Origin of the sequence: Salinispirillum marinum (assembly GCF_042650105.1) — a bacterium.
In the GTDB taxonomy this organism is placed as follows: Bacteria; Pseudomonadota; Gammaproteobacteria; order Pseudomonadales; family Natronospirillaceae; genus Salinispirillum; species Salinispirillum marinum.
The window spans coordinates 685,356-708,486 of record NZ_JBHSAL010000002.1; the positions used below are offsets into that span (position 1 = coordinate 685,356).

Sequence of the window (23,131 nt, forward strand, 5' to 3'; positions counted from 1 at the left end):
TCTTCAGTTTAAAGAGGCGTCCGTTTTAATGGGTCAAGTTCACAGTCCGGCAACATGCGATTGTTAGGAATTTATTGTTGCACCCAGCTTCTCTTTGAATACGCTTATCTGTGCGAAGTCTTCTGGTTTAAAGTTTCGTTTTAGTGATCTCATTAGATCATCACCGTTTCTGCATCCAGCTTTTGGTGCAATTCTATTTAACAATTCTTTGCCCGGAATAAAATACAGAGCTCTATCTATATTTTGTGATTCAACAGCCTCAGATATACTTGCCAACTCCTCATCCAAATATGCCTCCAATGTTTGAATGTCGCACACCTGAACAGCTTTCTGAAGTTCGCCATCAGACGCTTCTTTTAAGTGAGAAAGTAACTGCTCCTTGTTTTCTGAGTCTTTGACTACTCTTTTTCTGAGACTTACGCCAAGTGAGATCTTAGCTCTCGAAAATACTCGTTTTGCTGCTATTTCTAATTTCCCTTCATCGAGCATTGTAAGTATGAATGCTGAAACTTTCTCTGCGGTAAACTCTTCTTCTTGAGAGCCAATTCTCTCACCAATCTTTGAGATAACCTCTGGGATGCAAAGAAAAGACTCAGCCTCGTGAAACGGGAGGGGTAACACACCATCAGATTCTAGACTAGACATATAGTCGTCCGATCTAAAGTCTCGGTCTACAATTCCGACTAGAGCAATTTTTGTAGATATTTTTGACCAAAGGCCTGACTTTCCGACGATATCAGAGACATCAGCACAGCCTCCCCCTGGATATATTTCAATAGTGTTATCATCCAATAACCAGCGATAGAATATCGAATCAAATGATTTTTCATGCCCCTCAGTTACAACAACTTTATTTGTTGAAAGAATACCGGGAAGGCCACCTAAAAAGGCAGTTGCATCGGGCCGATCTATATCATCTAAGCTATCAATAAGTGTAATTTTTTCTGAATCGCTACTTAGGACGTAAATTCGATCGACGTTATCTCTAAGAGAGAAATTAATGCTATGTGTTGCGTATATAAATGTCTTTTCGGGAAACTCATTTTCTATTAATGTCCAAAGTCTCTCTGCAAGCTCTGGATGTAAATTTAGCTCTGGCTCATCAGCAATCACTACTTTGTGATTTTCATCGAGTTCGATTAGATCAGCGAGTATTGAAAATACTTGCTTCTCTCCGTCGGATAATCTTGACGGACCGTATTCAGCTCCGTTCTTTATCGCGCTTAATCGCCTTGCTTCATTGCTAAAATTTAAAGTTATTTGTGGAAATATTTCATTGAACAGTTCAAATAGCTTATCAAGAGGAGGTTGCTTACGCTTCGGATATTCGCCTTTCTGACCACCCTCCACCCATTTCTCAACATCATCAGAGTGTTGTGATTTAAGCTGGAGCCCCTTTTTCTCAAGCACCACTAGAGCATCAAATACTCTGTCTGCGAGAGAGTTAGCCCTTTTACCTTCGTATGCCTGCAAAGCCGATTCAAGTCGGTCATATTTCTGCACATTTCTGTGATCTAATTGCAGCACATCAGTGATTTTTATTGTGCGCCCACCTTCGATATATACCGACTTTGCCCCAGGCAAAATGGTAGCTATATGTCCCTTGAGCTCCTGCAAAAACGTTGACTTTCCAGCACCATTTGCGCCCAAAATCACATTCACACGACCAAAGTCAAATTCGTAATTATCGTATCTACTTGAAATGTGCTTCATGCCCTGCCTTGATTCCTAACAGTTTTATTAATGGTTTTCGAGCGGGAACAATGACTCCACTCTCTTGCTGATATTTTCAAGTTGCCCCGCTTCCAAAGCTAGAGTTGCTTCCAGCCTAAACGCACCTGACATCTTGACCATTTCAATTATGACTGTAATGCTACCCAGTGATGTAGCCGTTGCCGTGAGCGTGAACTCTCCGTCCAACGCCCCCCATATCTTCTCCCCTTTCCAGCCTTGCCAGTTGTCTGCCATGTCCCGAAAAAGAAGACTTGGCGGGCCGACAAAATAGGTTGTTGTATTAACTTCACCTGTAAAGGGAGCGCCAGTAACAGAGGCAACGAAATTTGAACCTTCCTCGTTGCCACCAGTGATCTTCAAAGAGAGCGTTGTGGCGTCGTCACATGACTTGATTTCAATCGCTTTCATAGACCATTAACGCCGAAGCTCAGCCGCCGCTTTAGCGGTCGGCTGGAGCGCCTGGTTAGTTTTTGATCGGATTAAAGCTTTCATAATATCTTTGAATCTCAAGCCTTACTTCATGGGCTGCCGCCTGAAGGTCCTCAATACCAACCCCGTTGTTGATCATTACTCCGAGTACCTTATTGCTGAGAAGGCTTTTATTGAGCTCAAACGAATCCCAGCCTTTACCCTTTGCAAGATCGTCTTGGTAGTCTTTGACGACAGTATGATATGCCTCGAATGTAGATGATATTCGCCGCTCCAGAATATCAACCAACTTTCCTCTAATTTTCGAAGGTATGAATGGATCTGATTTTATTCGTTCCAAAGATGCCATCATTTCTAATTGCTTCTGCGGCAATGGTACCCCTGGAAATCCAGCTTTACCGGTCAAAATTTCGTGCTTGTTTTCGATAGCGTACTCATGAATCCGCTCTAAAACCTCATCCAAAGCTTTATTCTTTGACCAATGGTTAGCTGAAGAAAAATCGAATTCCTCCCAGATTTCATCAGACAGGTCCGAAAGTCGTTCCATAACCTTTTTCTGATACTCAGTGTTCACCGAGTTCAATAGCCCATTCTTGGCTTTAACGAAGGTCAGAACGGCAATTATTGAAGCCGTAACGTAAAAACCAATCTGGAAAATTTTGAGGACCAAATCCATATCTCACCTTTTGACACCTTTCGAAACTAACGCCGCCGTCACGCGCTTGTCGCGTGCACGGCCTTGTTAAAGCCATTCCTTTTCATTACTGATTATAAGATCCCACAACTCTTTCAAGAGCGCTGCACTTGCTGGATAAAGCAACTTTGAAAACTCGATATACTCTTCGTCAAATGGCGCATTATGGCCGATAGCAAAATGTGACCTACCCATTAGAAGTTCTGGGCTTCTATGAGGAATATCACTGTGCGCGATCAACTTGTCTCTATACTCGATAGCCTGCTCATGGACTTCACAAAATTCATTTGGAACATATTTTTTATCAAGACGCCACTTCCCTTTATCTCTATATCGGGATTCATTTCCAGAGAATGGCCGCGCGTAAGACACGATTGATGCCTTTACAAGCACCACACGCATCCGGTCGCTAACTGCATGACTAAGCATCTCAAGAGATTTTACACACTCCTGAATGTCGCCAGCGCAAAGCCTATAAAATACGTATCTTTCTTCCGCCAATGAGTTCATAAGCTTTAACAGTTTATTTCTGCGCATGCGCGTTTTTCTGGAAAGCCTAAAAAGCCGAACCCCTTGTAACCCACTGTTTCAGTTAGTGTTTTCTGACTTTTCATCAAAACCTCTCCTAGAAAAACGCGCATGCGCGTTAATCTTTTTAGCCATCTTTACAAATTGCGCATAAACATGCAAAGACGATTTTCAAGTCATTGATTTTATTCAATTTTTTTAATTGACGCTCCAGAAAAATGAGCATAGCCAGCACATCACTTTACGGAAAAACACGCATTGCAGAGTCAAAAATACTGATTATACTGTTCATTCATACAGTAAAAGGAGTTTTTACCACATGGCCAGTAGCCCATTCTTAAATGAAGTTCGTACCTCAATTCGCATTCGCGGAATGAGCCTCCGCACTGAAAAAACGTACATTTACTGGATACGCAACTTTATTCGATTCAACAAATGCCGTCATCCAAGCGAAATGGGTGCTGCTGAAGTGGTGAATTTCTTAGGTTACTTGGCTTCTGAACGAAATGTCGCCGTCAACACGCAACGCATAGCCCTCAACGCCATAGCGTATCTGTACAACCAGTTCCTGAAACAACCCTTGGGTGACCTTGAATTCAAATATGCGTCTAAACCACAGCGGCTGCCTGAGGTGCTTATGGCACCTGAAGTTGCAAGCATCCTCAAGGAAATGTCAGGCAGAGACAAACTGATCTTTTCAATTTTGTATGGTTCTGGCTTACGCATAACTGAATGCCTTCGCCTGAGGGTGAAAGACATTGATTTCACACGCGGCTCAATAACAGTCAGGGATGGCAAAGGCGCAAAAGACAGAGTGACTATCTTTAGCCCGTCGATCTACGAAAGTACAAGAAACATAATCAGTGACGCGATTGAGCTGCAAGTCCGAGACAATAAGGAAGGCGTTGGCCCTTCTATTCCGGGGGTTTTGGCAAAAAAATATCCTTCAGCTTATCGGCAACCCGCATGGATGTTTCTGTTTCCGTCCAACAATCTTTGCCACCATCCCATCACTGGCGTTCTCTGCCGTCATCACCTGCATGATTCTGTACCCAGAAAGGTATTAAAAAAGGCAGTAACGGCGGCGAAGTTATTGAATAAAAGAGTCTCTTGCCACACATTCCGACACAGCTTTGCTACGGAACTTCTGAGAAATGGCAGGGACATTCGAACGGTACAAGAGCTTCTAGGACATTCGGATGTATCCACCACACAGATTTATACCCATGTGCTCGGTCAGCATTTTGCCGGGCTAACAAGCCCGTTAGATGCAATAACCTGATTGGCGGTAACAGGTAAACGCCATTGGATAGTCTTTCAATTAAACAGTGTAAAGCCGGTCAAATACGCTACCGCCCTTCCGTGTACGTGGCACCTAGGGGGTTGCGAGGGGTGAATGCCGCGCGAGTTGTTATTCCCTTTTTAGTTCATTTCTTGGGTAGCATGCAACCTTTTTTTGCGCGTTGTGCGGTTGAGTTTGCCCATTCCTGACCACTCATGCACAATTCCGGCATCTGTTTAAGGAATGGCCCAGCATGAACGTTGTTACTGTGAATCACCCTTTAGTTAAGCACAAAATCGGTTTGATGCGCCGTGGCGACATCAGTACAAAAAACTTTCGCGAGTTAGCGGCGGAGGTGGGCAGTTTGCTCACCTATGAGGCTACTTCGGATTTAGCCACGGAAACGGTGACGATTGAAGGCTGGAACGGGCCGGTTGAGGTAGAACAAATTCAGGGTAAGAAAATTACGGTTGTGCCTATTCTGCGCGCTGGTTTGGGCATGATGGATGGTGTGTTAGAGCATTTACCGGGGGCGCGCATCAGTGTGGTGGGTGTATACCGCGATGAAGAAACGCTGAAGCCGGTGCATTATTTTCAGAAGCTGGCGTCTGATCTGCAAGAGCGCATTGCGATTGTGGTGGACCCAATGTTGGCGACCGGCGGTTCAATGATTGCGGCGATTGATTTGTTGAAAGCCAAAGGCTGTAAAGACATTCGGGCGTTGGTGTTGGTGGCTGCGCCAGAAGGCATTAAGGCATTGGGTGAAGCGTACCCGGACGTGACACTATATACCGCTGCGGTGGATTCGCATCTGAACGAAAATGGTTACATCATTCCGGGGTTGGGCGATGCTGGGGATAAGATTTTTGGTACAAAATAAAAAGCGGCCGGTTGGCCGCTTTTTATTTTGGTAACTTGAGCTGTTTATCACCGCAACTGCAAGGTTTCCAGCGTATACGCCCGCACTTTTCTTAGCAGTTCGGGTTCGTCGCGCAGGGTTTTGCCGAAAGAAGGAATCATTTCCTTCATTTTGGCGTCCCATTCCTCGGTTTCCAGGCGCTCTTTGAAGCAGCGGCTGAGCACTTCGATCATGGCTTTTACGGCGGTAGACGCGCCGGGCGATGCACCCAACAAGGCGGCCAGAGAACCATCCGCGGAGGTAACCACTTCGGTTCCGAATTCCAGTTTGCCGCGTTTGGTTTTCGGGTCGTGCTTGATGATTTGCACGCGCTGCCCGGCTACGGCGAGTTTCCATTGGTCGCTTTTGGCGTCGGGGTAGAATTCACGCAGTGAGTTCATGCGGTCTTCGTGTGACTGCATGACTTCGGTCATTAAGTATTTCGTCAGTGCCAGGTTGTCTATTCCGGCTGACAGCATAGGCAAGAGGTTGCCTTTGTTGACGGATTTGGGCAGGTCCAACACCGAGCCGTTTTTCAGGAACTTGGTGGTGAAGCCGGCGAAAGGGCCGAACAGTAACGCAGGCTTGCCATTAATGATGCGGGTATCCAAGTGTGGAACGGACATCGGCGGTGCGCCTATCGCGGCTTTGCCATATACCTTGGCGCGGTGCTGTTCAACAATGTTAGGGTCGTCACACACCAGCCATTGGCCGCTGACCGGGAAGCCGCCGTATTTTTCGGCTTCCGGAATACCGGATTTATGCAACAGCGGTAAGGCCGCACCACCGGCGCCTAAAAATAGGAAGCGGGTACCAATGATCTGACTTTCGCCGGTGTGTTCATGGCGCAGTTTTAACGTCCAATGGCCTTCCGGTTGTCTGCGGATGGTTTCTACACGGTGGCTGAGCAGCAGGTTAAAGCCTTCACTTTGTTCTAAGTTTTTCACTAGGTTGCGCGTGAGCGAGCCGAAATCCACGTCTGAACCATAGGATACACGGGTCGCGGCCACCGGCTGGTTGGGGTCGCGGTTTTGCATCACCAATGGCATCCATTCTTTCAGGACGGCGTGGTCTTCACTGTATTCCATGTCACTGAACAGGTGAATGGCGCCCATGGCTTCATAACGTTTGCGCAGGAACTCAACGTTCTTTTCGCCCCATACGAAACTGAGGTGGGGTACGGGGTTAATGAATTGGCGGGGTTCAGGCAAAGCGCCCTTTTTTACGAGGTAAGACCAAAACTGCAAGCTGCGTTCGAACGCACCGTTGATGTCAAAAGCTTTGCTGAGGTCTAGGGTGCCGTCTTCTTTTTCGGGGGTGTAATTGAGTTCGCAATAGGCGGCGTGGCCGGTACCGGCGTTGTTCATGCCGTCAGAGCTTTCCATGGCTACGGCATCGAGTTTTTCGATCATGGTGATCGTTAACGATGGATCAAGATGTTTGAGTAAATTCCCCAGCGTGGCGCTCATCGCGCCTGCCCCTACCAGCATTACGTCGACGATTTTAGTGCTCACAATGCACCCCCCGTAAGTGAATTGTGGCGGAGTATAAACGAATGGCTGCGGAAGTCGAAAACAACTGACGCCCTGTAGACAAATAATGGGTATAAGCTGCGCGAATAATGGAGATAATTTGCGTGAATTCGCGTCTATTGGCTTCCATCTATTACACAATGGTCTATGCTAACCACAATTTACATTCCTTACGTTTAGGTTGTTTATGAACGCAAAAACTCTAGCTACGTTGATGACGATAGTAGCCGTGGCCTTTGCTGCCTTGGCCGGTTATTTCTTTCTGCAACAACAGAATGCGAATGAAGCGCTGGTAGCGGCGCGCGCGTCGAACGCGGCCGTGACGCAAACGGAACAACAAGCGCAACGCACCATTACCGAGCTACAGAGCCGTATTAATGTGTTGGAAACCCGGTTGAATCAGTCGGACTCCTTGAATTTGGTGCAAATTCGAGAGCTGGAACAAGAACTGGCCGAACAACGCCAAGCCATGGCCGCCAGCCAGCAAGCAATGTCACTGGTGCAGGCCGACTATCAAAATACCCGAGAAGATCTGGCGAATGCACAAGCAGCCATTGCGGAACGCGACGCGGAACTGGTGGACATTCGTGCCCTGAGCAATGACACGACCTCGGTGCTGACCAACTTGCGTGATGAACTGGCGGCGGCACGTGAACGGGCCGAACAGCAGCAAGCACGGCTTGAAGAACAAGCGGCGCTGCTCACGGAAAAACGAGAAGAAGTTAATTCTCTGGTGAACCGTTTGGACGAAGAACAGCGCGCGTTGGATGAACTGCAAAGTGAACTGCAATTGGTGGATTCAGAACGGCAAGCGTTGGTAGAGCGACTGGAAAACGGCGTTACGGTGATCCAATTGCCTGAACGTGTGCTGTTTAACTCCGGCTCTGCCGAACTGAATGATGAGTCGGTCGCTACCTTGGCGGCAGTGGCGACCGCATTGGAGAGCTTTCCCGAGCACACCGTTGCGGTGCTGGGGCATACGGATTCACGTACCATCAGCCGTGATTTGGAGCCCATTTACCCCACCAACTGGGAGTTGAGTGCCGCGCGGGCGACTGCGGCGGTGCGGGTGTTGATTCGTAATGGCGTACCTCGTGACCGGCTGCGGGCGATTGGTTTGGCGGAAACGCAGCCGTTGGTGGAAGAAGTGAATGAGTTCACGCGCAGCCAAAACCGCCGAATAGAAATTGTGCTTGAGCCGCGCATGTCCGTCGTACCCCTAGATTAATCTGCAACCGCTCAGGGCGGCGTTCGCTGCCCTACTTCTTCTACCGTACATAACCGTTTGGCATAGCCCGTATAAATATCTTTCGTTCGAAACCCCCGCCGCTTTAGGCCATTATCTGGCTTCACTCTTTATGCCAAACCTCTTATGACGTGGATTTTCTTCACCCTGTTCGCCGCCGTGATGCAAAGCGTGCGCACAGCGGCACAAAAACGCTTGTCGGGCCAAATCAGTGCATTAGGTGTCACCTATGCACGCTATGTGTTCGGGTTGCCCATTGCGGCACTGTATATGCTGTTACTGCAAACCGACTTACCTACGGCATTCGCCGCACCCGCGCAGGTATGGGGAGTGATATTGTTCGGCGGCATTATGCAAATCATCGCCACTTGGGCGTTGGTGAGCGTATTCCAGTGGCGTAATTTTGCGGCGGGTACAACTTTCGCCAAAACCGAAGCCTTGCAAACCGCAGTGTTGGGCGCGGTTATCGGCGTTCCACTCGCCTTGGGCGGTTGGCTTTCGGTGTTGGTGGGTGTGCTGGGTATTGTGGCGTTATCGTACCCAGCTAATTTTCGTTCCTTGCGTGCGTGGTTAACGCCCGCTACTGGGTTGGGGTTGTTGTCCGGGTTCGGCTTTGCGCTGTCTTCCTTGTGCATTCATGCCAGCAGCAAACAGCTTGGTTTGCCACCCTTGCAGGCCGCCAGCGTGGTACTGGTGAGTATGATTGTGATGCAACTGGTGTTGATGACCCTGTGGTTTCTGTGGCGAGACAGGGCACTGTTTGCAGCCTTGGCACAGCATTGGCGTTGGGCGGCGTTTATTGGGTTAACCAGTGCGTTGGGGTCTATTGGTTGGTTCACCGCCATGAGTTTGCAAAACCCCGCCTTGGTGAAAACGCTGGGGCAAGTAGAGTTTTTTGTTACCCTGTTGATTACCTGGCGGCTGTTTAAAGAGTCGATTGGTGGTAAGGAATGGGTGGGGATGACGCTGATTTTGGTGAGCGTGGTGTTACTGCTCTATACGGCTTAGCTAAACGTGAGGTGACTCTAGAAACGTTACGAACATCGTAGTTTCTAGAGTCAGCGCAGTAGTTTCTAGCTACATATAGGCGTTTTCGGTCTGCGTATGATCCGTAACGTCTCGCACGCCGGTTAGTTCAGGAATCCGCTCTTGCAGAGTTTTCTCAACGCCCTCTTTCAGCGTTAAATCCACCGCACTGCAACCTTGGCAACCACCGCCAAACTTCAAAACGGCAACCATATCGGCGGTGACTTCTACTAAGGAAACTTCACCGCCATGTGAGGCCAGTCCGGGGTTGATTTCGCTGTACAAAATGTAGGTAATTCGGTCTTTCAATGGGCTGTCGGCCGATACCTTAGGCATTTTGGCATTAGGCGCTTTGATGGTGAGCTGGCCGCCCATTTTGTCTTCCTGGAAGTCCACTTCTGCTTCTTCCAAGTACGGCAGACTATTTTCTTCCAGATACAGGGAGATGTGTTCCAGCTCAAAGAATTGGTCAGTAGGCTTTTCTTCACCGGGGCGGCAATACGCCAAACAGGTTTCGGCGTATTTTGTTCCAGGCTGGGTAACAAACATACGCACGGACATACCTTCCACGTTCTGCCGTTCCAACAGCCCGGCAAGGTATTTTTGCGCGCCAAGCGATACGGACACTACACTGCTCATACAATCATCTCTGAAGATTATGAATTCAATGCGAGGGATTGTACCTAATGCAACCGGAGAACTGAATACCTGATTAAGTTACTAGGTTATTATTTGTCTTCGACGCTCTCCGAAATTGCCCTGCCCTCTGACCGAATTGCACAACCGCAAAATCAATCGGCACGACGGAACCCCAACCACATAAGCCAGCCAATCAACAATACTTCACCCACAAATGCGTAGCTGGCTAAGTCCAGCGCATAATTAGCCACCAAGATGCCACCGATGGAATCGACGGTGTAGGCGGTACCGGCAACCACCACGAGCACGCCCACCCAGCGCGGAATGAAACTCGCCCGATAGACCAAGTAACCCAGCACCAACAAATGAAGACCAAAAATACCCAATCCGAGGTCCCAAGTATTTTGAAACCGATGCATTTCCAGCATCACTTGCGCCGCCAACTGTTCCTCGGTGAAAGCGGTTAAATAGTCTGCCGTACTCAACCATTCAATGGCTTGCAGCAAGGGTGCAAAGGCCACCAAAAACACCGCAGCGTAGGCCAGCCTGAACCACCCCGCCAGCAGAGCAATGTTCTTCTGAACCGGTTGAAATACCACGTATAAAGCCCAAGCGACGAGGATGTCCAACATCGCGATTATGACAAAAGCCATGATACCCAGGCGAAATAACGTGTCAGCCACCCGCATATTGCTGGCCGTTGTGGCGGCATCGCCCGGTACTACTAAGCTTTCGATGACAGTAAAAAATGCAAACACGGCCAAGGGGACCATCATCAGCAAGCCAATGCCTGCCATCAGTGCCGCTCGGCGTTGTGTTTTGTCTTTATCATGTTGTATATGTTCTGCCATGGTTTACCCTGTGCGTTGAAAGTTAGAAACACGATGCAAAGGGTATGCGCTAATGGACAGCTATATTTGATAATCTGTGCGGTACCGTGCATTTTTTAGGTGGTGATGAGGCGATACAGCAACGATGAACGACCCGGTGATTTTTCTGCAGGCATTGGTGGACCGCATTGAGGAAGACCTGGCCGAAGACATCAACATCGCCTCCCTGTCAGCAGCTTGTCAGATTTCCCCTTGGCACTTTCAGCGCGTGTTTAAGAGCTTGGTGGGTGATACCTTGGGCGGGTATATTCGCGGCAGAAGACTCACCAGAGCCGCACAGCTAATTTTGACTTCAAACCACAGCTTCATCGACATCGCGTTCAGGGTGGGCTTTAACTCACATGAGGCTTTCACCCGGTCGTTCAAGGCCTATTTCGGGCAAGCACCGAAAGACTTCCGACGAGCCAAACCCGCCATTGCCCTCAACCGAAAGCCGGTATTAAGCCGTGATCTGATCGTCCATCTCGCGCAAGAAATGACCCTAGAGCCCAGCATTGAATGGCGTCCGGTCCTACACATCGTTGGTTACCCGACACAAATACCGTCACCCTTTGCGACATCGGAAAGCAGTTGTTTCTTAATGCAAGATGCCTGGATGCGTTTATTGGCACGCCAGAATGACCTTCCCAGCCGCATTCCCGGTCGCTACTACGGACTTTCACTGAGCCCTTCCGGCAACTTTACCGAGCCAGAACTCACACACATTGCAGGTATCGGTGTGCAGGCGTTGGCAGACATACCCGACGATATGGTAAGCCACCGTTTTCCTGCGCAACGGGTGGCGGTGTTTGATATCGCTTCTGTTGACGCGGAAACCGTGAACCGCACCATAGACTGTATCTACGGTTACTGGCTGCCGAATTCGGGGTATCGCAGAGGTTCGGGGAGCGACTATGAACTGCTGGAGAACGTGGATACGTTCAACCCGGACATCGGTTCGAAGTACGTCATTCCGTTGCAGAGTGACTAGCCCGTTGAAGGCCAGCCCTCTGTCCGAAGCACGCACCTGAAATTACCGCTTTAACTATATCAAAGTTTTTTGATATAGTTGTCGAACTTATTTCCCACCGCTTTCGAGAGACGTTATGACTGATCGCAGTACTCGCATCCAACAACTCCACCAAGCCATTAAGGAACGCATACTGATCCTCGACGGCGGCATGGGGTCGCTGATTCAGTCACACAGCTTGGAAGAAAAAGACTACCGCGGCGAACGCTTCGCCGACTATCACCGCGACATCAAAGGCAACAATGACCTATTAAGCATCACCCAGCCTGCGGTGATTGAAGGCATTTACCGGCAATATCTGGACGCCGGTGCCGACATCATTGAAACCAATACGTTCAACTCTACACGGGTGTCACAAGCCGACTACGGCATGGAAGACCTGGCCTACGAGCTAAACAAAGCCGGGGCAGAACTGTGCCGCCGCGTGGCCGATGCTAAAACCTTAGAGACCCCCGACAAACCACGTTGGGTTACCGGTGTGGTTGGCCCGACCAGCCGCACCCTGTCGATTTCACCCGATGTAAACAACCCCGCGTTCCGCAACGTGTCATTCGACGAACTGGTGGAAAACTACTTGGAAGCCACCAAAGGCTTGATCGAAGGCGGCGCGGATCTGATTTTGATCGAAACCATTTTTGATACATTGAACGCCAAGGCGGCCATTTTTGCCGTGCAGCAGGCGTTTGAAGACACCGGCATTGAACTGCCTATCATGATTTCCGGCACCATCACCGATGCCTCCGGCCGCACGCTTTCCGGCCAGACCACGGAAGCCTTCTGGTATTCCGTAAAACACGCCAAGCCCCTGTCAGTGGGCTTGAACTGCGCCTTGGGCCCAGACGAACTGCGCCAATACGTTGAAGCGCTGTCGGACATTGCCGACACCTATGTATCCGCCCACCCGAACGCGGGTTTGCCCAACGAATTCGGCGAGTATGACTTACTGGCCGACCAGATGGTGGTCACTATCAAGGACTTCGCCGAGAGCGGTTTCTTGAACATCGTCGGTGGCTGCTGCGGTACTACGCCCGCGCACATCAAAGCCATTGCGGATGCGATGCCGAACTACAAGCCGCGCAAGATTCCTGAAATCACCCCGCGCTTGCGCTTGAGCGGCTTGGAGCCGTTTGTCGATGAAGACAACATCATCTTCATCAACGTGGGCGAGCGTACCAACGTGACCGGTTCAGCCAAGTTCCGTCGTCTGATCAAAGAAGAAGAATACGACGAAGCGTTGACCGTCGCCCGCGAGCAGGTGGACAACGGCGCGCAGATCATCGATATCAACATGGACGAAGGCATGTTGGATTCGAAAGAAGCGATGACGCACTATTTGAACCTCATTGCCTCGGAGCCCGACATTAGCCGCGTGCCCATCATGCTCGACTCCTCTAAGTGGGAAGTCATTGAAGCGGGCTTAAAGCACGTTCAGGGCAAGGCTATTGTTAACTCCATTTCCATGAAGGAAGGCGAAGAAGCCTTCTTAAAACATGCCCGCCTGTGCATGCGCTATGGCGCGGCGGTAGTGGTGATGGCGTTTGACGAAGTGGGCCAGGCCGATACAGCGGCGCGCAAGCGCGAAATTTGCCAGCGCAGCTATGAATTATTAGTGGGCATCGGCTTCCCGCCCGAAGACATCATTTTCGACCCGAATATTTTCGCCATCGCCACCGGCATAGAAGAACACAACAATTACGCGGTGGACTTCATTGAAGCCACCCGTTGGATTCGCCAAAATCTGCCGTATGCGTCCGTCAGCGGCGGGGTTTCCAACGTGTCGTTCTCCTTCCGGGGTAACGACAAGGTGCGTGAAGCCATTCACTCGGTGTTCTTGTACCACGCTGTTAAAGCGGGCATGAACATGGGCATCGTCAACGCCGGGCAGTTGGTGGTGTACGACGACATTCCAGCTGAGCTGAAAGAAGCCGTGGAAGATGTGGTATTGAACCGCCGCGACGACGGCACCGATCGCCTATTGGAACTGGCTGAACGATACAAAGGCGAAGGCGGCGCGGTGCGCGTGGAGGACTTGAGCTGGCGCGAACAGCCGGTGAATAAACGTATTGAACACGCTTTGGTTAAGGGCCTGACGCAATTCATCATTGAAGACACCGAAGAAGCGCGCCAACTTGCCACTCGCCCTATCGAAGTCATTGAAGGCCCGTTAATGGACGGCATGAACGTGGTCGGCGACCTGTTTGGCGCCGGTAAGATGTTCCTGCCCCAGGTGGTGAAATCGGCCCGCGTGATGAAGCAGGCTGTCGCGCATTTGATCCCCTACATCGAAGCGGAAAAATCTGAAGCCTCCAAGCCCAAGGGCAAGATTTTGATGGCGACGGTCAAAGGTGACGTACACGACATCGGCAAAAACATCGTTGGCGTGGTGTTGCAATGTAATAACTTTGAAGTGGTTGACTTGGGCGTGATGGTGCCCGCCGAAACCATCTTAAAAACCGCACGCGAGCAGAACTGCGACATCATTGGTTTGAGCGGCTTGATCACCCCATCGCTCGATGAAATGGTGCACCTCGCCAAAGAAATGCAGCGCCAGAAATTCCAATTACCCCTGATGATCGGTGGCGCAACGACCTCCAAGGCGCATACTGCGGTAAAAATAGAGCCACAGTACAAAAACGACGTCACCGTTTACGTACCTGACGCCTCGCGCGCTGTTTCAGTCGCCCAACGCTTGCTCAGTGAAACCGGAAAAGCGGAGTACTGGCAAGAGCTGCAAGACGAATATGGTAAAGTACGTGAGCGCAATAAAAACCGTAAGTCACAAGCGATGATCACCTACGAGCAAGCCTGTGCCAATGGCCTGCAACTGGATTTCAGCGACTACACCCCGCCGGTGCCGAACAAACCTGGCCTGCATGTGTTGCGTGACTACCCATTGGAAGACTTGGTGGACTACATTGACTGGACACCCTTCTTTATCACTTGGGAATTGCACGGCAAATACCCGCGCATTTTTGACGATAAAGTCATCGGCGAAGAAGCGAAGAAGCTGTTTGCCGACGCGCAAGCTATGCTGAAAAAGCTGATCACTGAGAAACGCTTGAAAGCCCAAGCGGTGTTTGCCCTATGGCCTGCGAATCGCACCGGCCCGGACACCATTACGGTGTACGCCGACGAAGCGCGCACGCAGCCAATCAAAGAGCTGTTCCATCTGCGCCAGCAAACGCAGAAGCCGGAAGGCCGCCCGAACATGTCACTCGCGGATTTTGTCGCGCCTGTGGGCACACCGGATTTTATCGGTGGGTTTGTGGTGAACACCGGTATGGGCGCCGACGAGATCACCGCCGAATACGAAGCACAGCATGATGATTACAACTCCATTATGGTGAAAGCGCTGGCCGACCGTCTGGCCGAAGCCTTTGCTGAAAAACTGCATGAAATGGTGCGGAAGGATTACTGGGGTTACGCGGGCGATGAAGCGCTCAGTAATGAAGAACTGATCAAAGAACGTTATCACGGCATCCGCCCTGCTCCCGGTTACCCGGCGTGTCCCGACCATACGGAAAAGCGTTCGCTGTTTGACCTGTTGAACGCGGAAGAAAACGCCCAGGTTACTTTGACGGATTCGTTCGCCATGTGGCCCGCATCCGCCGTGAGCGGCTGGTACTTCAGTCACCCGCAGTCGGACTATTTTGGCTTGGGTAAAGTACAGGAAGATCAAATTATTGATTTAGCGCAGCGCAAAGGCATGGAATTGTCTACACTGGAACGGTGGTTATCACCCGTGTTGGGTTACGAGGCGTCATAAGCAAGCGCAGACACTATAAGGATGTCATGACGTATGCACGCTTCGCTGGCATGGCAAGCCGTTGAATTGTCATGTTCTTCGGCATAATGTTTGTACAGATTTGTACTTAACTCGGCGGTGATTTTTGATTGGCACGAAACAGGATGCTTTTATGCCCACTGATGTAGCAAAAGCCATGACGCATCTGGCGTTAAATCTCGCTCGTTGCGCTGACACATTGAAGATCACGACCACCCAACGGGTGGTAGACGAAGAAGAAGGACTTCTGCACTCAATCGACCAGACCTTAAGTGCTGAACAGCTCACCAGACTGGCCCAATGTAACCTGAAGACACCGTTATTGGATTGCATTAAGGTGCAAGCACAGATTACGCAGGGAGATCTCTACAAGGAGTTGGTGCGTCAAGTTACTCATTCCGCCGATTTGCAGCAGTTAATCAGTACCACTTTTACGCTTGATCAATTGCAATCGCTAACGGTGGTTGCGGCCAAGTTGCCCCGCGTTCTTGAGTGGTTAAGCATACTGCGTGCAGCCTTTCCGGAACACTTTCAACAAGCCTTATTTTGTGCCGCGATGGCAGCCGTATTGTCGCATCACATGGGGCAGAATAAAGCGTTCCAACAAGGTGCCTTCGTCGCCGGCCTGTGCCATGACCTCGGTATTGTTTGTCTGACACAAGAGACGGTAGACAACAAAACAGAACCCGAGTATTGGACGGTTTATCAACAGCATCCCTTGCTCGCGCAACCATTTCTAGAGCGTATCCCCAAGCTGCCGGGCTTGATCATCAGGGCCATTGCAGAATCACACGAACGCTGTGACGGCAGCGGCTATCCACACCAGAAAAGCGCAAAGCAACTGTCCCAGTTAGGGCAAATATTGGCCATGTCGGATTTATTGTGGGGTTTGTTAACCGTGCGCTTGTGGCCGCAAGGCATGACGTTAGCCCATGCCCGTCATATTCTGCATATTTCTGCCGATGCGCACTTCCGGAACACCTACGAAGCCTTGGTCAAAGCATTAAAGGCTGCAAAATTGAAGTCTGAGCTATCGACCCCTCAAGATCAGATTCCAGCGTTGGTGGAACACTCACTGCTCTCTGTCGATCAACTCAATCAATGCTACATGTCACTTTATGCGATGGTAACGGCCTTGCCGCGAGAACGCCCTTCCCGCATCATGGCGGCGTGTTACCATTCGCTGGCTGCCATTCACCGCGCGGTGAACAGTGCCGGTGTCCTGACGTCAGAGCACTATCAATGGTTGCAAGAGTTGCAACAGGGTGCTGTCTCGACGGCCATGGGTGAAGAGCTGGAATCGGCGGCACTGTTCCACGTTGCCTTACGATGGGAACTGAGTCGCTTGCTTGATAACCTCAAATACATTTATCACAGTGAGCGAACATTGCTAAAAGCCGATGTCGTTAATCTCTTGAGTATCGGCTTGCAAGGCATTAAAGATTCCCAGCAAGATCGTCCGGAAACGCAGATTGGCTTATTATTTTGGTAGCAACCCTATGAAAGACAGTACGAACAGCGAGTTTGAAAAAAGCGGACGCCCCACCTGGTGGCGTGCCATAAAGAGTGTTTTTGCGGCCTTTCTGGGTGTGCAAACCAATAGAAATTGGGAAGAAGACGCCAGCAGCTCCTCACCCTTGCGGTTTCTTGTCGTGGGTTTGTTGATGGGTCTCGGGTTTTTCGTTGCGTTGTTTGTCCTGGTATGGGTAGTGTCAAAATTTATTAATGTCTAGGGTGGTACTTACTAAAACTGCTAAGGCGAAAAGCTGGGTAGGCAAAAATTTCTGAGAATGCGCAATTTACAGTGTGTAAATGAGCATTTAGAAGACATTTTTACCAACGCCAGCTTGAGAAAGATCGGTTTTAAAATTAGCGGCTTTGGAAATGCGACACACTGGCCACGAGTCCGTCTGCCGTTTTCGCCACATCGCTGAACGACTCACCATTACGCAACACATTGGTAGACACCTGACTTGCGGCCTCGGCGATTTCAACCACGTGCTCGCTGACCGATTTGGCTACCATGCTTTGTTGTTCCGCCGCCGTGGCAATTTGGTGCGCCATTTGGTCGATATGGGATAGACCTTCCAGCATTTCCTGCAGCGACGCAGCGGTGTTTTCTGCATGCTCGACCACTTCATTGGCTTTGCTGTCGTTTTTCGTCATGTGCGTAACGGCTAGAGAGGCTTTTTCGCGCAATGCTTGAACCATGGCGTCAATATCTTCCGTGGACGTGCGTGTGCGTTGCGCAAGCGTCCGCACTTCGTCGGCCACCACAGCAAAGCCACGCCCTTGCTCACCGGCTCGCGCGGCCTCAATGGCAGCATTTAACGCCAGCAAGTTGGTTTGTTCGGCAATGTTCTGAATCACCGTGACGATCTCACGGATTCTTTCGCTTTCCGCACTGAGTGACTCAATCACTTCTGACGATTCCACAAGAGAGGTTTTCAGCTCACCAATGGCACTCACGGCGACCGTCATTTGCTGTTGGTTATCAATGGCCCGTTGATTCACCGCAGAAATTTCTTCCAAAGACGTTTGCGCTGACCGAGCCACTTCGCCGATAGCCATTTCCATTTCGGTAACCTCAGTGGCCATTTGATCTGTTTTGTCTTGCTGCTCTTCGACCAACCGTGTTGTCTTCCGGCTGTTTGCCACAACTTCTTTCACCGAAAGGTCCACCGATTCGCTACCGGAGCGAATTTGCTGAACAATACCACGCAGATTACCGACCACATTCAGCATACGCTGCTGAATCTGGCCGAACTCATCGCGGCGCATTTTGCCAAATTCCGGGGTGGCCAAATCCCCGTCTTGCAGACGGTCGAGGGCTCGCAAAATGGCTTGCAATGGCACACGAATCACCCGCGCAACACCGTAGGCCACCAACACAGCCACCAATAACGCAAATATGGTCAACGCCCACATCACCTGCTGCACCGTTTCTTGTGTTCTCAAAGCGTCTGCACTGGCATTACTGTTTGCCGTTTGAATCTGCTCAATGACACCACGATACCCGACCAGCGCCAGATCAACATCTTCTTCCATTTGGGCTAGGCTATCACCGCGCGCCACTTCTGCGTCCAGAATACTGGACTGCAGTGCATAGGCTCCGGTTTCCGGGTGAATCAAGGCTTCTAAGGCGGCAATATAACCGGTTAGGTCCTCAGCGACACGCGGCTCTTCTTCACCAATGGCTTGTAACATACCAATAATTTCACTGACCCGACTTTCCTGCTCTGAACCGGCAAAATTCACTTGCTGCAGGGTTTCCAAGGTCAGCAATTGTGATACCGACATATCCATTTCTGAGCCTAACCGACGCACATAAGGTACGAAGAAACCGATGGCGTCGTTATCGCGCAACAAAAACTCCATGGATTCAAGATCACTGTCAAAGCGGGTCCATGTATCGGTAAAACCGGTCAACAAGGTACGCAATTGCTGTTGATTTTGTAGGGTCATCAACCGGCTAGGAAACTGCGTCCGAGCGATATCAATCACGGCGCGCACTTCCGCAATGGTTTGTTCGTATTGTTCGGTATTCAAAGTTTGCATGAATTCGGCGGACACGACCTCTTCCACTGAGGCTTCCCATTGTGCTTGTTGGGCATCAAACGATTGTGTTAGCCGCTCTAAACGCTCCGCGTTGTCCTCTGCCATAAACTGCGTGACGACGCGATTCAGCAGCAGCAAGGTTTCCACTTGCTCATTCAAGGCTTGCCGTAAAGGCACGATGTCTTGATCGATATGATTGAACTGTTCTTTTACCTGTACCTGACCGCGCCAAGCATAAACGGCATTCACCAAATTGATGGCCACCAGAACAGCGAAGCCTAATACGATACGCTGAATCACCGAAAGATTCATGAACGCCTCCTCAACAGCGGCTTTATACCCTTTGCGGGAATCCAAATTACGAAACCAGTTACTGCACCGAAGCTGGCCGTGCACTAAAACGAACAACTGGTAAATATTTTTGACATTGCATGCCGAATGGTCAGGAAATGTCGATCAAACCAAAAAAAGGGGCCACGAATGACCCCTCCTTTGTTTGGCGCATTCCTGCGGGTAATGATTAGATCATTACATTGTAGGCAAAGAACTTGTCCATGATGGTCTTGTAGGTGCCGTTTTCTTTCACGCGGCGCAGACCTTCGTTGAAGATTTCTGACAGTTCGGTGTCATTACGACGGAACGCCGCGCCAACACCAGGGCCTGCTATAGGCGGTACGAATGTTTCGCCAACGGTTTTGAAACCACCGAGGCTCAAAATCGTTTCTTCACCTACGGGGAAGTCCAAAACGATGGCGTCAATACGGCCACCGCGCAAATCAGCCACGATGTCGTCAGCGGTCGCGTAGCGACGTACTTGTACAACATCACCCAGCTCTTGCGTCACGTAATCGTCTTGAATAGTGCCACGCTGTACGCCGACACGCTGACCTTCCAGAGTCGCACGATTGTCCGGGTTAATGCTTGAATCTTCAGGCGTGAACCAACCGCTGGGCGTGGTGTAGTAAGGCTCAGAGAACAGTACGCTACGAGCACGTTCTTCGGTGATGCTCATGGAAGAGAAGATCACATCGTAACGACGCGACAACAAGCCAGGGATAATGCCGTCCCAAGCCTGCACTACCCAAGAGCAGTTCAGGTTCATTTCTGCACACACGGCATTGCCCAGTTCAATTTCAAAACCGGCCAATTCGCCATCAGGCTGTTGCCAAGCGAATGGCTCGTAAGGTACGTCTACTGCCAAACGAACGTTACGCTCTTGCGCGCCTGCAGTCAGGGCCAGGCCCAGTGCTACCGTACCGGCAACCGTTTTGATTAATGTTTTCATCATGTTCCTCGTTCTCGTTATTTTCTGTGTGTTGTGTTTAATTATCCGAACTGCATCGCCTGACCAAGTGACAGACGTTTCCACCCTTGCCCCTTCGATGCATTCGAAACCGGGGAGATAGAATATGCTATTCGTCGAACCACTCGCTGAGGGCATACCGACGGGCTGGAGAAGGAATGGCGACACCCACCACACAAGGGTAAATGATCGCATCGGTTCCTGCTGGGTACATAGGGCATACCTTCATGATTCTTATTGTTGAGATGCTTCGCCGGGAGCAAAATCATTGCCCACTTATTACTTCGCATCCGTAGCCTATGGTGGAAAACTAGACGTTTCTGCCAAAGGGATAAAGTGTTTATTCGTAAAACCTGCTCACGTGTCGCTAACGCGATCAATTTGGTGCAATCATTGACGCAAATTTGAAAGTCTTGCCCAATATTGGTGCCGTAAGTTTTCTCGTCTTGGCGTACAGTCTGAGAAAACTTGATCTTATAGTCCAGTTAGCGAAGAACGTGCCAACCGGTCAACTGTGCGAAAAACTTTCCACATAACTGTGGAGCACTGGTCACTTGCGGCAGACCTAACGTACAATGTGCGCCTTGAACAATTCTGACTGACCAAGGATTTCCGCATGCGCGCCAGCCGCTATTTATCCGCTACTTTAAAAGAAACGCCCACCGATGCCGTGGTGATCAGCCACCAGCTTATGTTGCGCGCAGGTATGATCCGCAAGTTGGCATCGGGTTTGTACACTTGGTTACCAACGGGCTTGCGGGTACTTAAGAAAGTTGAACGTATTGTACGTGAAGAAATGAATCGCTCCGGCTCCCTTGAAGTCGTCATGCCCGTCGTGCAAGACGCTGACTTATGGCAAGAGTCCGGTCGCTGGCAGGCCTATGGCCCTGAGCTGTTGCGCATGAAGGATCGGCATGACCGCGACTTCGTGTTAGGGCCAACGCATGAAGAAGTGATCACGGATTTGGCGCGCAATGAATTGACCAGCTACAAACAACTGCCAATCAGCTTCTATCAAATTCAAACCAAGTTTCGTGATGAGATTCGCCCACGGTTTGGGGTTATGCGCTCACGCGAATTCATTATGAAAGACGCCTACTCATTCCATGTCGGTGAAGACAGTCTGCACGATGAGTACATGAACATGCATGCGACCTACTGTCGTATTTTTGACCGTTTGGGTCTGGATTACCGCGCGGTGCAGGCAGACTCGGGTTCTATTGGTGGTTCCGGTAGTCAAGAATTCCATGTTTTGGCGGATTCTGGTGAAGACGACATTGCCTTCAGCACAGAAAGCAACTACGCCGCCAATATTGAAATGGCGGAAGCCATTGCCGTGGGTGAACGTGCCGCACCAACCGCCGAACTTGAGAAGAAGGCCACACCCAACGCACGGACCATCGCCGACCTGGTAAACGATTACGGAATACCCATTGAGAAAACGGTGAAGACCCTTGTGGTGAAAGCCTCCGATGAAGTCGGAGAACCTTTGGTTGCTTTGTTGATTCGTGGTGACCACGAATTGAATGAAATTAAAGCCGAAAAGCTGCCCGAGGTCGCCGCCCCCCTCACCTTCGCGACCGAAGCTGAAATTCGTGCCGCTTTTGGTGCTGGTCCTGGCTCGCTCGGCCCGATTGGTTTGGATTTGCCGGTGATCATCGACCGAAGCGTGGCATTGTGCAGCGATTTCTCCGCCGGTGCCAACGAAGACGGCATGCATTATTTCAACATCAACTGGGACCGCGACTTACCGTTGCCTCCGGTGGCTGATTTGCGCAATGTGGTGGCTGGCGACCCGAGCCCGGATGGCAAAGGTGTGTTGGAAATTCGTCGTGGTATTGAAGTGGGCCATATTTTCAAGCTGCAAGACAAGTATTCTGCCGCTATGAAGGCGCGTGTGTTGGATGAAAACGGCAAAGAAGTCACCATGGCGATGGGTTGCTACGGCATTGGTGTTACGCGTGTCGTGGCGGCGGCGATTGAACAAAACCACGATGAAAATGGCATTATCTGGGCCGACAGCATAGCGCCGTTCCATGTAGGCATTGTGCCGTTGAACGCACATAAGTCGCCTGAGGTGATGGCCACCGCTGAGGCGCTGTACGACGAGCTGACGGCCATGGGCATTGAAGTGTTGTTAGATGACCGCGATAAGAAAACAAGCCCAGGCGTGAAATTTGCCGACATGGAGTTGATGGGCATTCCGCACCGCATCGTTGTCAGCGACCGTGGTTTGGAAGCGGGCCAAATTGAATACAAACATCGTCGCGCCAGCGAGAAAGAAGAATGGCCATTGGCAGGAATTGCGCAAGCGCTGGCAGAACGTATCAAGGTGTAAACCGTCAGTCTTTCCACACGGCAGGAAGGTAAAGCCTGCCGTTGGTACATGGTAGACAGGGCACCGTCACGTTGGAGCGGTATAGCCTGCCGTGGGACACCTACCTGATGGGCTTTCGGGTTATGCCTCCGGCGCTCCACGGCAGGCCGGGAGTCGCGCCTTGAGGCATAATCCCTGCGCCCCTCGCGCCGACACCGGCATTGCCTGCGAGCCACATAAGCTCGCTCTAGACTATGCCGCC

At 50.5% G+C, this 23,131-nt stretch carries 18 protein-coding genes; 9 read left to right on the top strand and 9 right to left on the bottom strand.

What is annotated here, in order from left to right; translation table 11 throughout:
• Positions 1-63: 63 nt before the first annotated feature.
• From ACFOSD_RS10370 to ACFOSD_RS10385, 4 genes are all read right to left on the bottom strand, one after another.
• Positions 64-1,713, bottom strand: a complete 1,650-nt coding sequence (locus tag ACFOSD_RS10370; protein WP_380696203.1) for an AAA family ATPase — start codon at positions 1,711-1,713, stop codon at positions 64-66.
• 27 nt (positions 1,714-1,740) lie between these two features.
• The gene (locus ACFOSD_RS10375) at positions 1,741-2,142 is read right to left on the bottom strand and encodes a DUF6228 family protein (RefSeq protein ID WP_380696205.1); all 402 of its coding nucleotides are present in this window, start codon (positions 2,140-2,142) and stop codon (positions 1,741-1,743) included.
• Between the two features lie 55 nt (positions 2,143-2,197).
• The gene (locus ACFOSD_RS10380; RefSeq protein WP_380696207.1) at positions 2,198-2,839 is read right to left on the bottom strand and encodes a hypothetical protein; all 642 of its coding nucleotides are present in this window, start codon (positions 2,837-2,839) and stop codon (positions 2,198-2,200) included.
• A 66-nt stretch (positions 2,840-2,905) separates the two neighbouring features.
• Positions 2,906-3,394 carry a hypothetical protein gene (locus ACFOSD_RS10385; RefSeq protein WP_380696209.1) on the bottom strand — a complete coding sequence of 163 codons (489 nt, stop codon included), beginning with the start codon at positions 3,392-3,394 and terminating at the stop codon, positions 2,906-2,908.
• A gap of 310 nt (positions 3,395-3,704) precedes the next feature.
• Between ACFOSD_RS10385 and ACFOSD_RS10390 the strand changes: the two genes are divergently transcribed.
• On the top strand, positions 3,705-4,667 hold the full coding sequence (locus ACFOSD_RS10390; protein WP_380696211.1) for an integron integrase: 963 nt from the start codon (positions 3,705-3,707) through the stop codon (positions 4,665-4,667).
• A gap of 253 nt (positions 4,668-4,920) precedes the next feature.
• On the top strand, positions 4,921-5,547 hold the full coding sequence (gene upp / locus ACFOSD_RS10395; protein ID WP_380696213.1) for a uracil phosphoribosyltransferase: 627 nt from the start codon (positions 4,921-4,923) through the stop codon (positions 5,545-5,547).
• 47 nt (positions 5,548-5,594) lie between these two features.
• Here upp and mqo read toward each other — a convergent pair whose 3' ends face one another.
• Positions 5,595-7,079 (bottom strand): malate dehydrogenase (quinone), encoded by a 1,485-nt coding sequence (gene mqo / locus ACFOSD_RS10400; protein ID WP_380696215.1) that lies wholly within the window; start codon positions 7,077-7,079, stop codon positions 5,595-5,597.
• A 232-nt stretch (positions 7,080-7,311) separates the two neighbouring features.
• Between mqo and ACFOSD_RS10405 the strand changes: the two genes are divergently transcribed.
• Positions 7,312-8,325 carry an OmpA family protein gene (locus ACFOSD_RS10405; protein ID WP_380696217.1) on the top strand — a complete coding sequence of 338 codons (1,014 nt, stop codon included), beginning with the start codon at positions 7,312-7,314 and terminating at the stop codon, positions 8,323-8,325.
• A 144-nt stretch (positions 8,326-8,469) separates the two neighbouring features.
• Positions 8,470-9,351 (top strand): EamA family transporter, encoded by an 882-nt coding sequence (locus tag ACFOSD_RS10410; protein WP_380696219.1) that lies wholly within the window; start codon positions 8,470-8,472, stop codon positions 9,349-9,351.
• A 69-nt stretch (positions 9,352-9,420) separates the two neighbouring features.
• Here ACFOSD_RS10410 and nfuA read toward each other — a convergent pair whose 3' ends face one another.
• Together nfuA and ACFOSD_RS10420 are read right to left on the bottom strand one after the other, a co-directional pair.
• On the bottom strand, positions 9,421-10,008 hold the full coding sequence (gene nfuA / locus ACFOSD_RS10415; protein ID WP_380696221.1) for a Fe-S biogenesis protein NfuA: 588 nt from the start codon (positions 10,006-10,008) through the stop codon (positions 9,421-9,423).
• A gap of 152 nt (positions 10,009-10,160) precedes the next feature.
• Positions 10,161-10,859 (bottom strand): DUF4386 domain-containing protein, encoded by a 699-nt coding sequence (locus tag ACFOSD_RS10420; RefSeq protein WP_380696223.1) that lies wholly within the window; start codon positions 10,857-10,859, stop codon positions 10,161-10,163.
• Between the two features lie 124 nt (positions 10,860-10,983).
• On the opposite strand from ACFOSD_RS10420, the gene ACFOSD_RS10425 reads away from it, so the two are divergent.
• The 4 genes from ACFOSD_RS10425 to ACFOSD_RS10440 all read left to right on the top strand — a co-directional run bounded on the left by ACFOSD_RS10425 (position 10,984) and on the right by ACFOSD_RS10440 (position 17,424).
• Positions 10,984-11,868 (top strand): AraC family transcriptional regulator, encoded by an 885-nt coding sequence (locus ACFOSD_RS10425; RefSeq protein ID WP_380696225.1) that lies wholly within the window; start codon positions 10,984-10,986, stop codon positions 11,866-11,868.
• Positions 11,869-11,983: 115 nt separating this feature from the next.
• Positions 11,984-15,673, top strand: a complete 3,690-nt coding sequence (gene metH / locus ACFOSD_RS10430) for a methionine synthase (RefSeq protein WP_380696227.1) — start codon at positions 11,984-11,986, stop codon at positions 15,671-15,673.
• A gap of 151 nt (positions 15,674-15,824) precedes the next feature.
• Positions 15,825-17,183 carry an HD-GYP domain-containing protein gene (locus tag ACFOSD_RS10435; RefSeq protein ID WP_380696229.1) on the top strand — a complete coding sequence of 453 codons (1,359 nt, stop codon included), beginning with the start codon at positions 15,825-15,827 and terminating at the stop codon, positions 17,181-17,183.
• Positions 17,184-17,190: 7 nt separating this feature from the next.
• Positions 17,191-17,424: a DUF2970 domain-containing protein gene (locus tag ACFOSD_RS10440; protein WP_380696231.1), complete on the top strand. Its 234-nt coding sequence runs from the start codon at positions 17,191-17,193 to the stop codon at positions 17,422-17,424.
• A gap of 136 nt (positions 17,425-17,560) precedes the next feature.
• On the opposite strand, the gene ACFOSD_RS10445 is transcribed toward ACFOSD_RS10440, so the two are convergent.
• Together ACFOSD_RS10445 and ACFOSD_RS10450 are read right to left on the bottom strand one after the other, a co-directional pair.
• The gene (locus ACFOSD_RS10445; RefSeq protein WP_380696233.1) at positions 17,561-19,561 is read right to left on the bottom strand and encodes a HAMP domain-containing methyl-accepting chemotaxis protein; all 2,001 of its coding nucleotides are present in this window, start codon (positions 19,559-19,561) and stop codon (positions 17,561-17,563) included.
• 208 nt (positions 19,562-19,769) lie between these two features.
• Positions 19,770-20,537 carry a transporter substrate-binding domain-containing protein gene (locus ACFOSD_RS10450; protein ID WP_380696235.1) on the bottom strand — a complete coding sequence of 256 codons (768 nt, stop codon included), beginning with the start codon at positions 20,535-20,537 and terminating at the stop codon, positions 19,770-19,772.
• Positions 20,538-21,168: 631 nt separating this feature from the next.
• Here ACFOSD_RS10450 and ACFOSD_RS10455 point away from each other — a divergent pair.
• Positions 21,169-22,890, top strand: a complete 1,722-nt coding sequence (locus ACFOSD_RS10455; RefSeq protein ID WP_380696237.1) for a proline--tRNA ligase — start codon at positions 21,169-21,171, stop codon at positions 22,888-22,890.
• Positions 22,891-23,131: the final 241 nt, after the last annotated feature.

Excerpts from the sequence above, each read along its gene's own strand:
- metH (WP_380696227.1), top strand. The coding sequence starts at position 11,984 with ATGACTGATCGCAGTACTCGCATCCAACAACTCCACCAAGCCATTAAG.
- ACFOSD_RS10425 (WP_380696225.1), top strand. The coding sequence starts at position 10,984 with ATGAACGACCCGGTGATTTTTCTGCAGGCATTGGTGGACCGCATTGAG.
- ACFOSD_RS10370 (WP_380696203.1), bottom strand. The coding sequence starts at position 1,713 with ATGAAGCACATTTCAAGTAGATACGATAATTACGAATTTGACTTTGGT.
- ACFOSD_RS10435 (WP_380696229.1), top strand. The coding sequence starts at position 15,825 with ATGCCCACTGATGTAGCAAAAGCCATGACGCATCTGGCGTTAAATCTC.
- ACFOSD_RS10375 (WP_380696205.1), bottom strand. The coding sequence starts at position 2,142 with ATGAAAGCGATTGAAATCAAGTCATGTGACGACGCCACAACGCTCTCT.
- ACFOSD_RS10390 (WP_380696211.1), top strand. The coding sequence starts at position 3,705 with ATGGCCAGTAGCCCATTCTTAAATGAAGTTCGTACCTCAATTCGCATT.
- ACFOSD_RS10405 (WP_380696217.1), top strand. The coding sequence starts at position 7,312 with ATGACGATAGTAGCCGTGGCCTTTGCTGCCTTGGCCGGTTATTTCTTT.
- ACFOSD_RS10450 (WP_380696235.1), bottom strand. The coding sequence starts at position 20,537 with ATGATGAAAACATTAATCAAAACGGTTGCCGGTACGGTAGCACTGGGC.
- upp (WP_380696213.1), top strand. The coding sequence starts at position 4,921 with ATGAACGTTGTTACTGTGAATCACCCTTTAGTTAAGCACAAAATCGGT.
- ACFOSD_RS10385 (WP_380696209.1), bottom strand. The coding sequence starts at position 3,394 with ATGCGCAGAAATAAACTGTTAAAGCTTATGAACTCATTGGCGGAAGAA.
- ACFOSD_RS10410 (WP_380696219.1), top strand. The coding sequence starts at position 8,470 with ATGACGTGGATTTTCTTCACCCTGTTCGCCGCCGTGATGCAAAGCGTG.
- ACFOSD_RS10445 (WP_380696233.1), bottom strand. The coding sequence starts at position 19,561 with ATGAATCTTTCGGTGATTCAGCGTATCGTATTAGGCTTCGCTGTTCTG.
- ACFOSD_RS10420 (WP_380696223.1), bottom strand. The coding sequence starts at position 10,859 with ATGGCAGAACATATACAACATGATAAAGACAAAACACAACGCCGAGCG.
- ACFOSD_RS10440 (WP_380696231.1), top strand. The coding sequence starts at position 17,191 with ATGAAAGACAGTACGAACAGCGAGTTTGAAAAAAGCGGACGCCCCACC.
- nfuA (WP_380696221.1), bottom strand. The coding sequence starts at position 10,008 with ATGAGCAGTGTAGTGTCCGTATCGCTTGGCGCGCAAAAATACCTTGCC.
- ACFOSD_RS10380 (WP_380696207.1), bottom strand. The coding sequence starts at position 2,839 with ATGGATTTGGTCCTCAAAATTTTCCAGATTGGTTTTTACGTTACGGCT.
- ACFOSD_RS10455 (WP_380696237.1), top strand. The coding sequence starts at position 21,169 with ATGCGCGCCAGCCGCTATTTATCCGCTACTTTAAAAGAAACGCCCACC.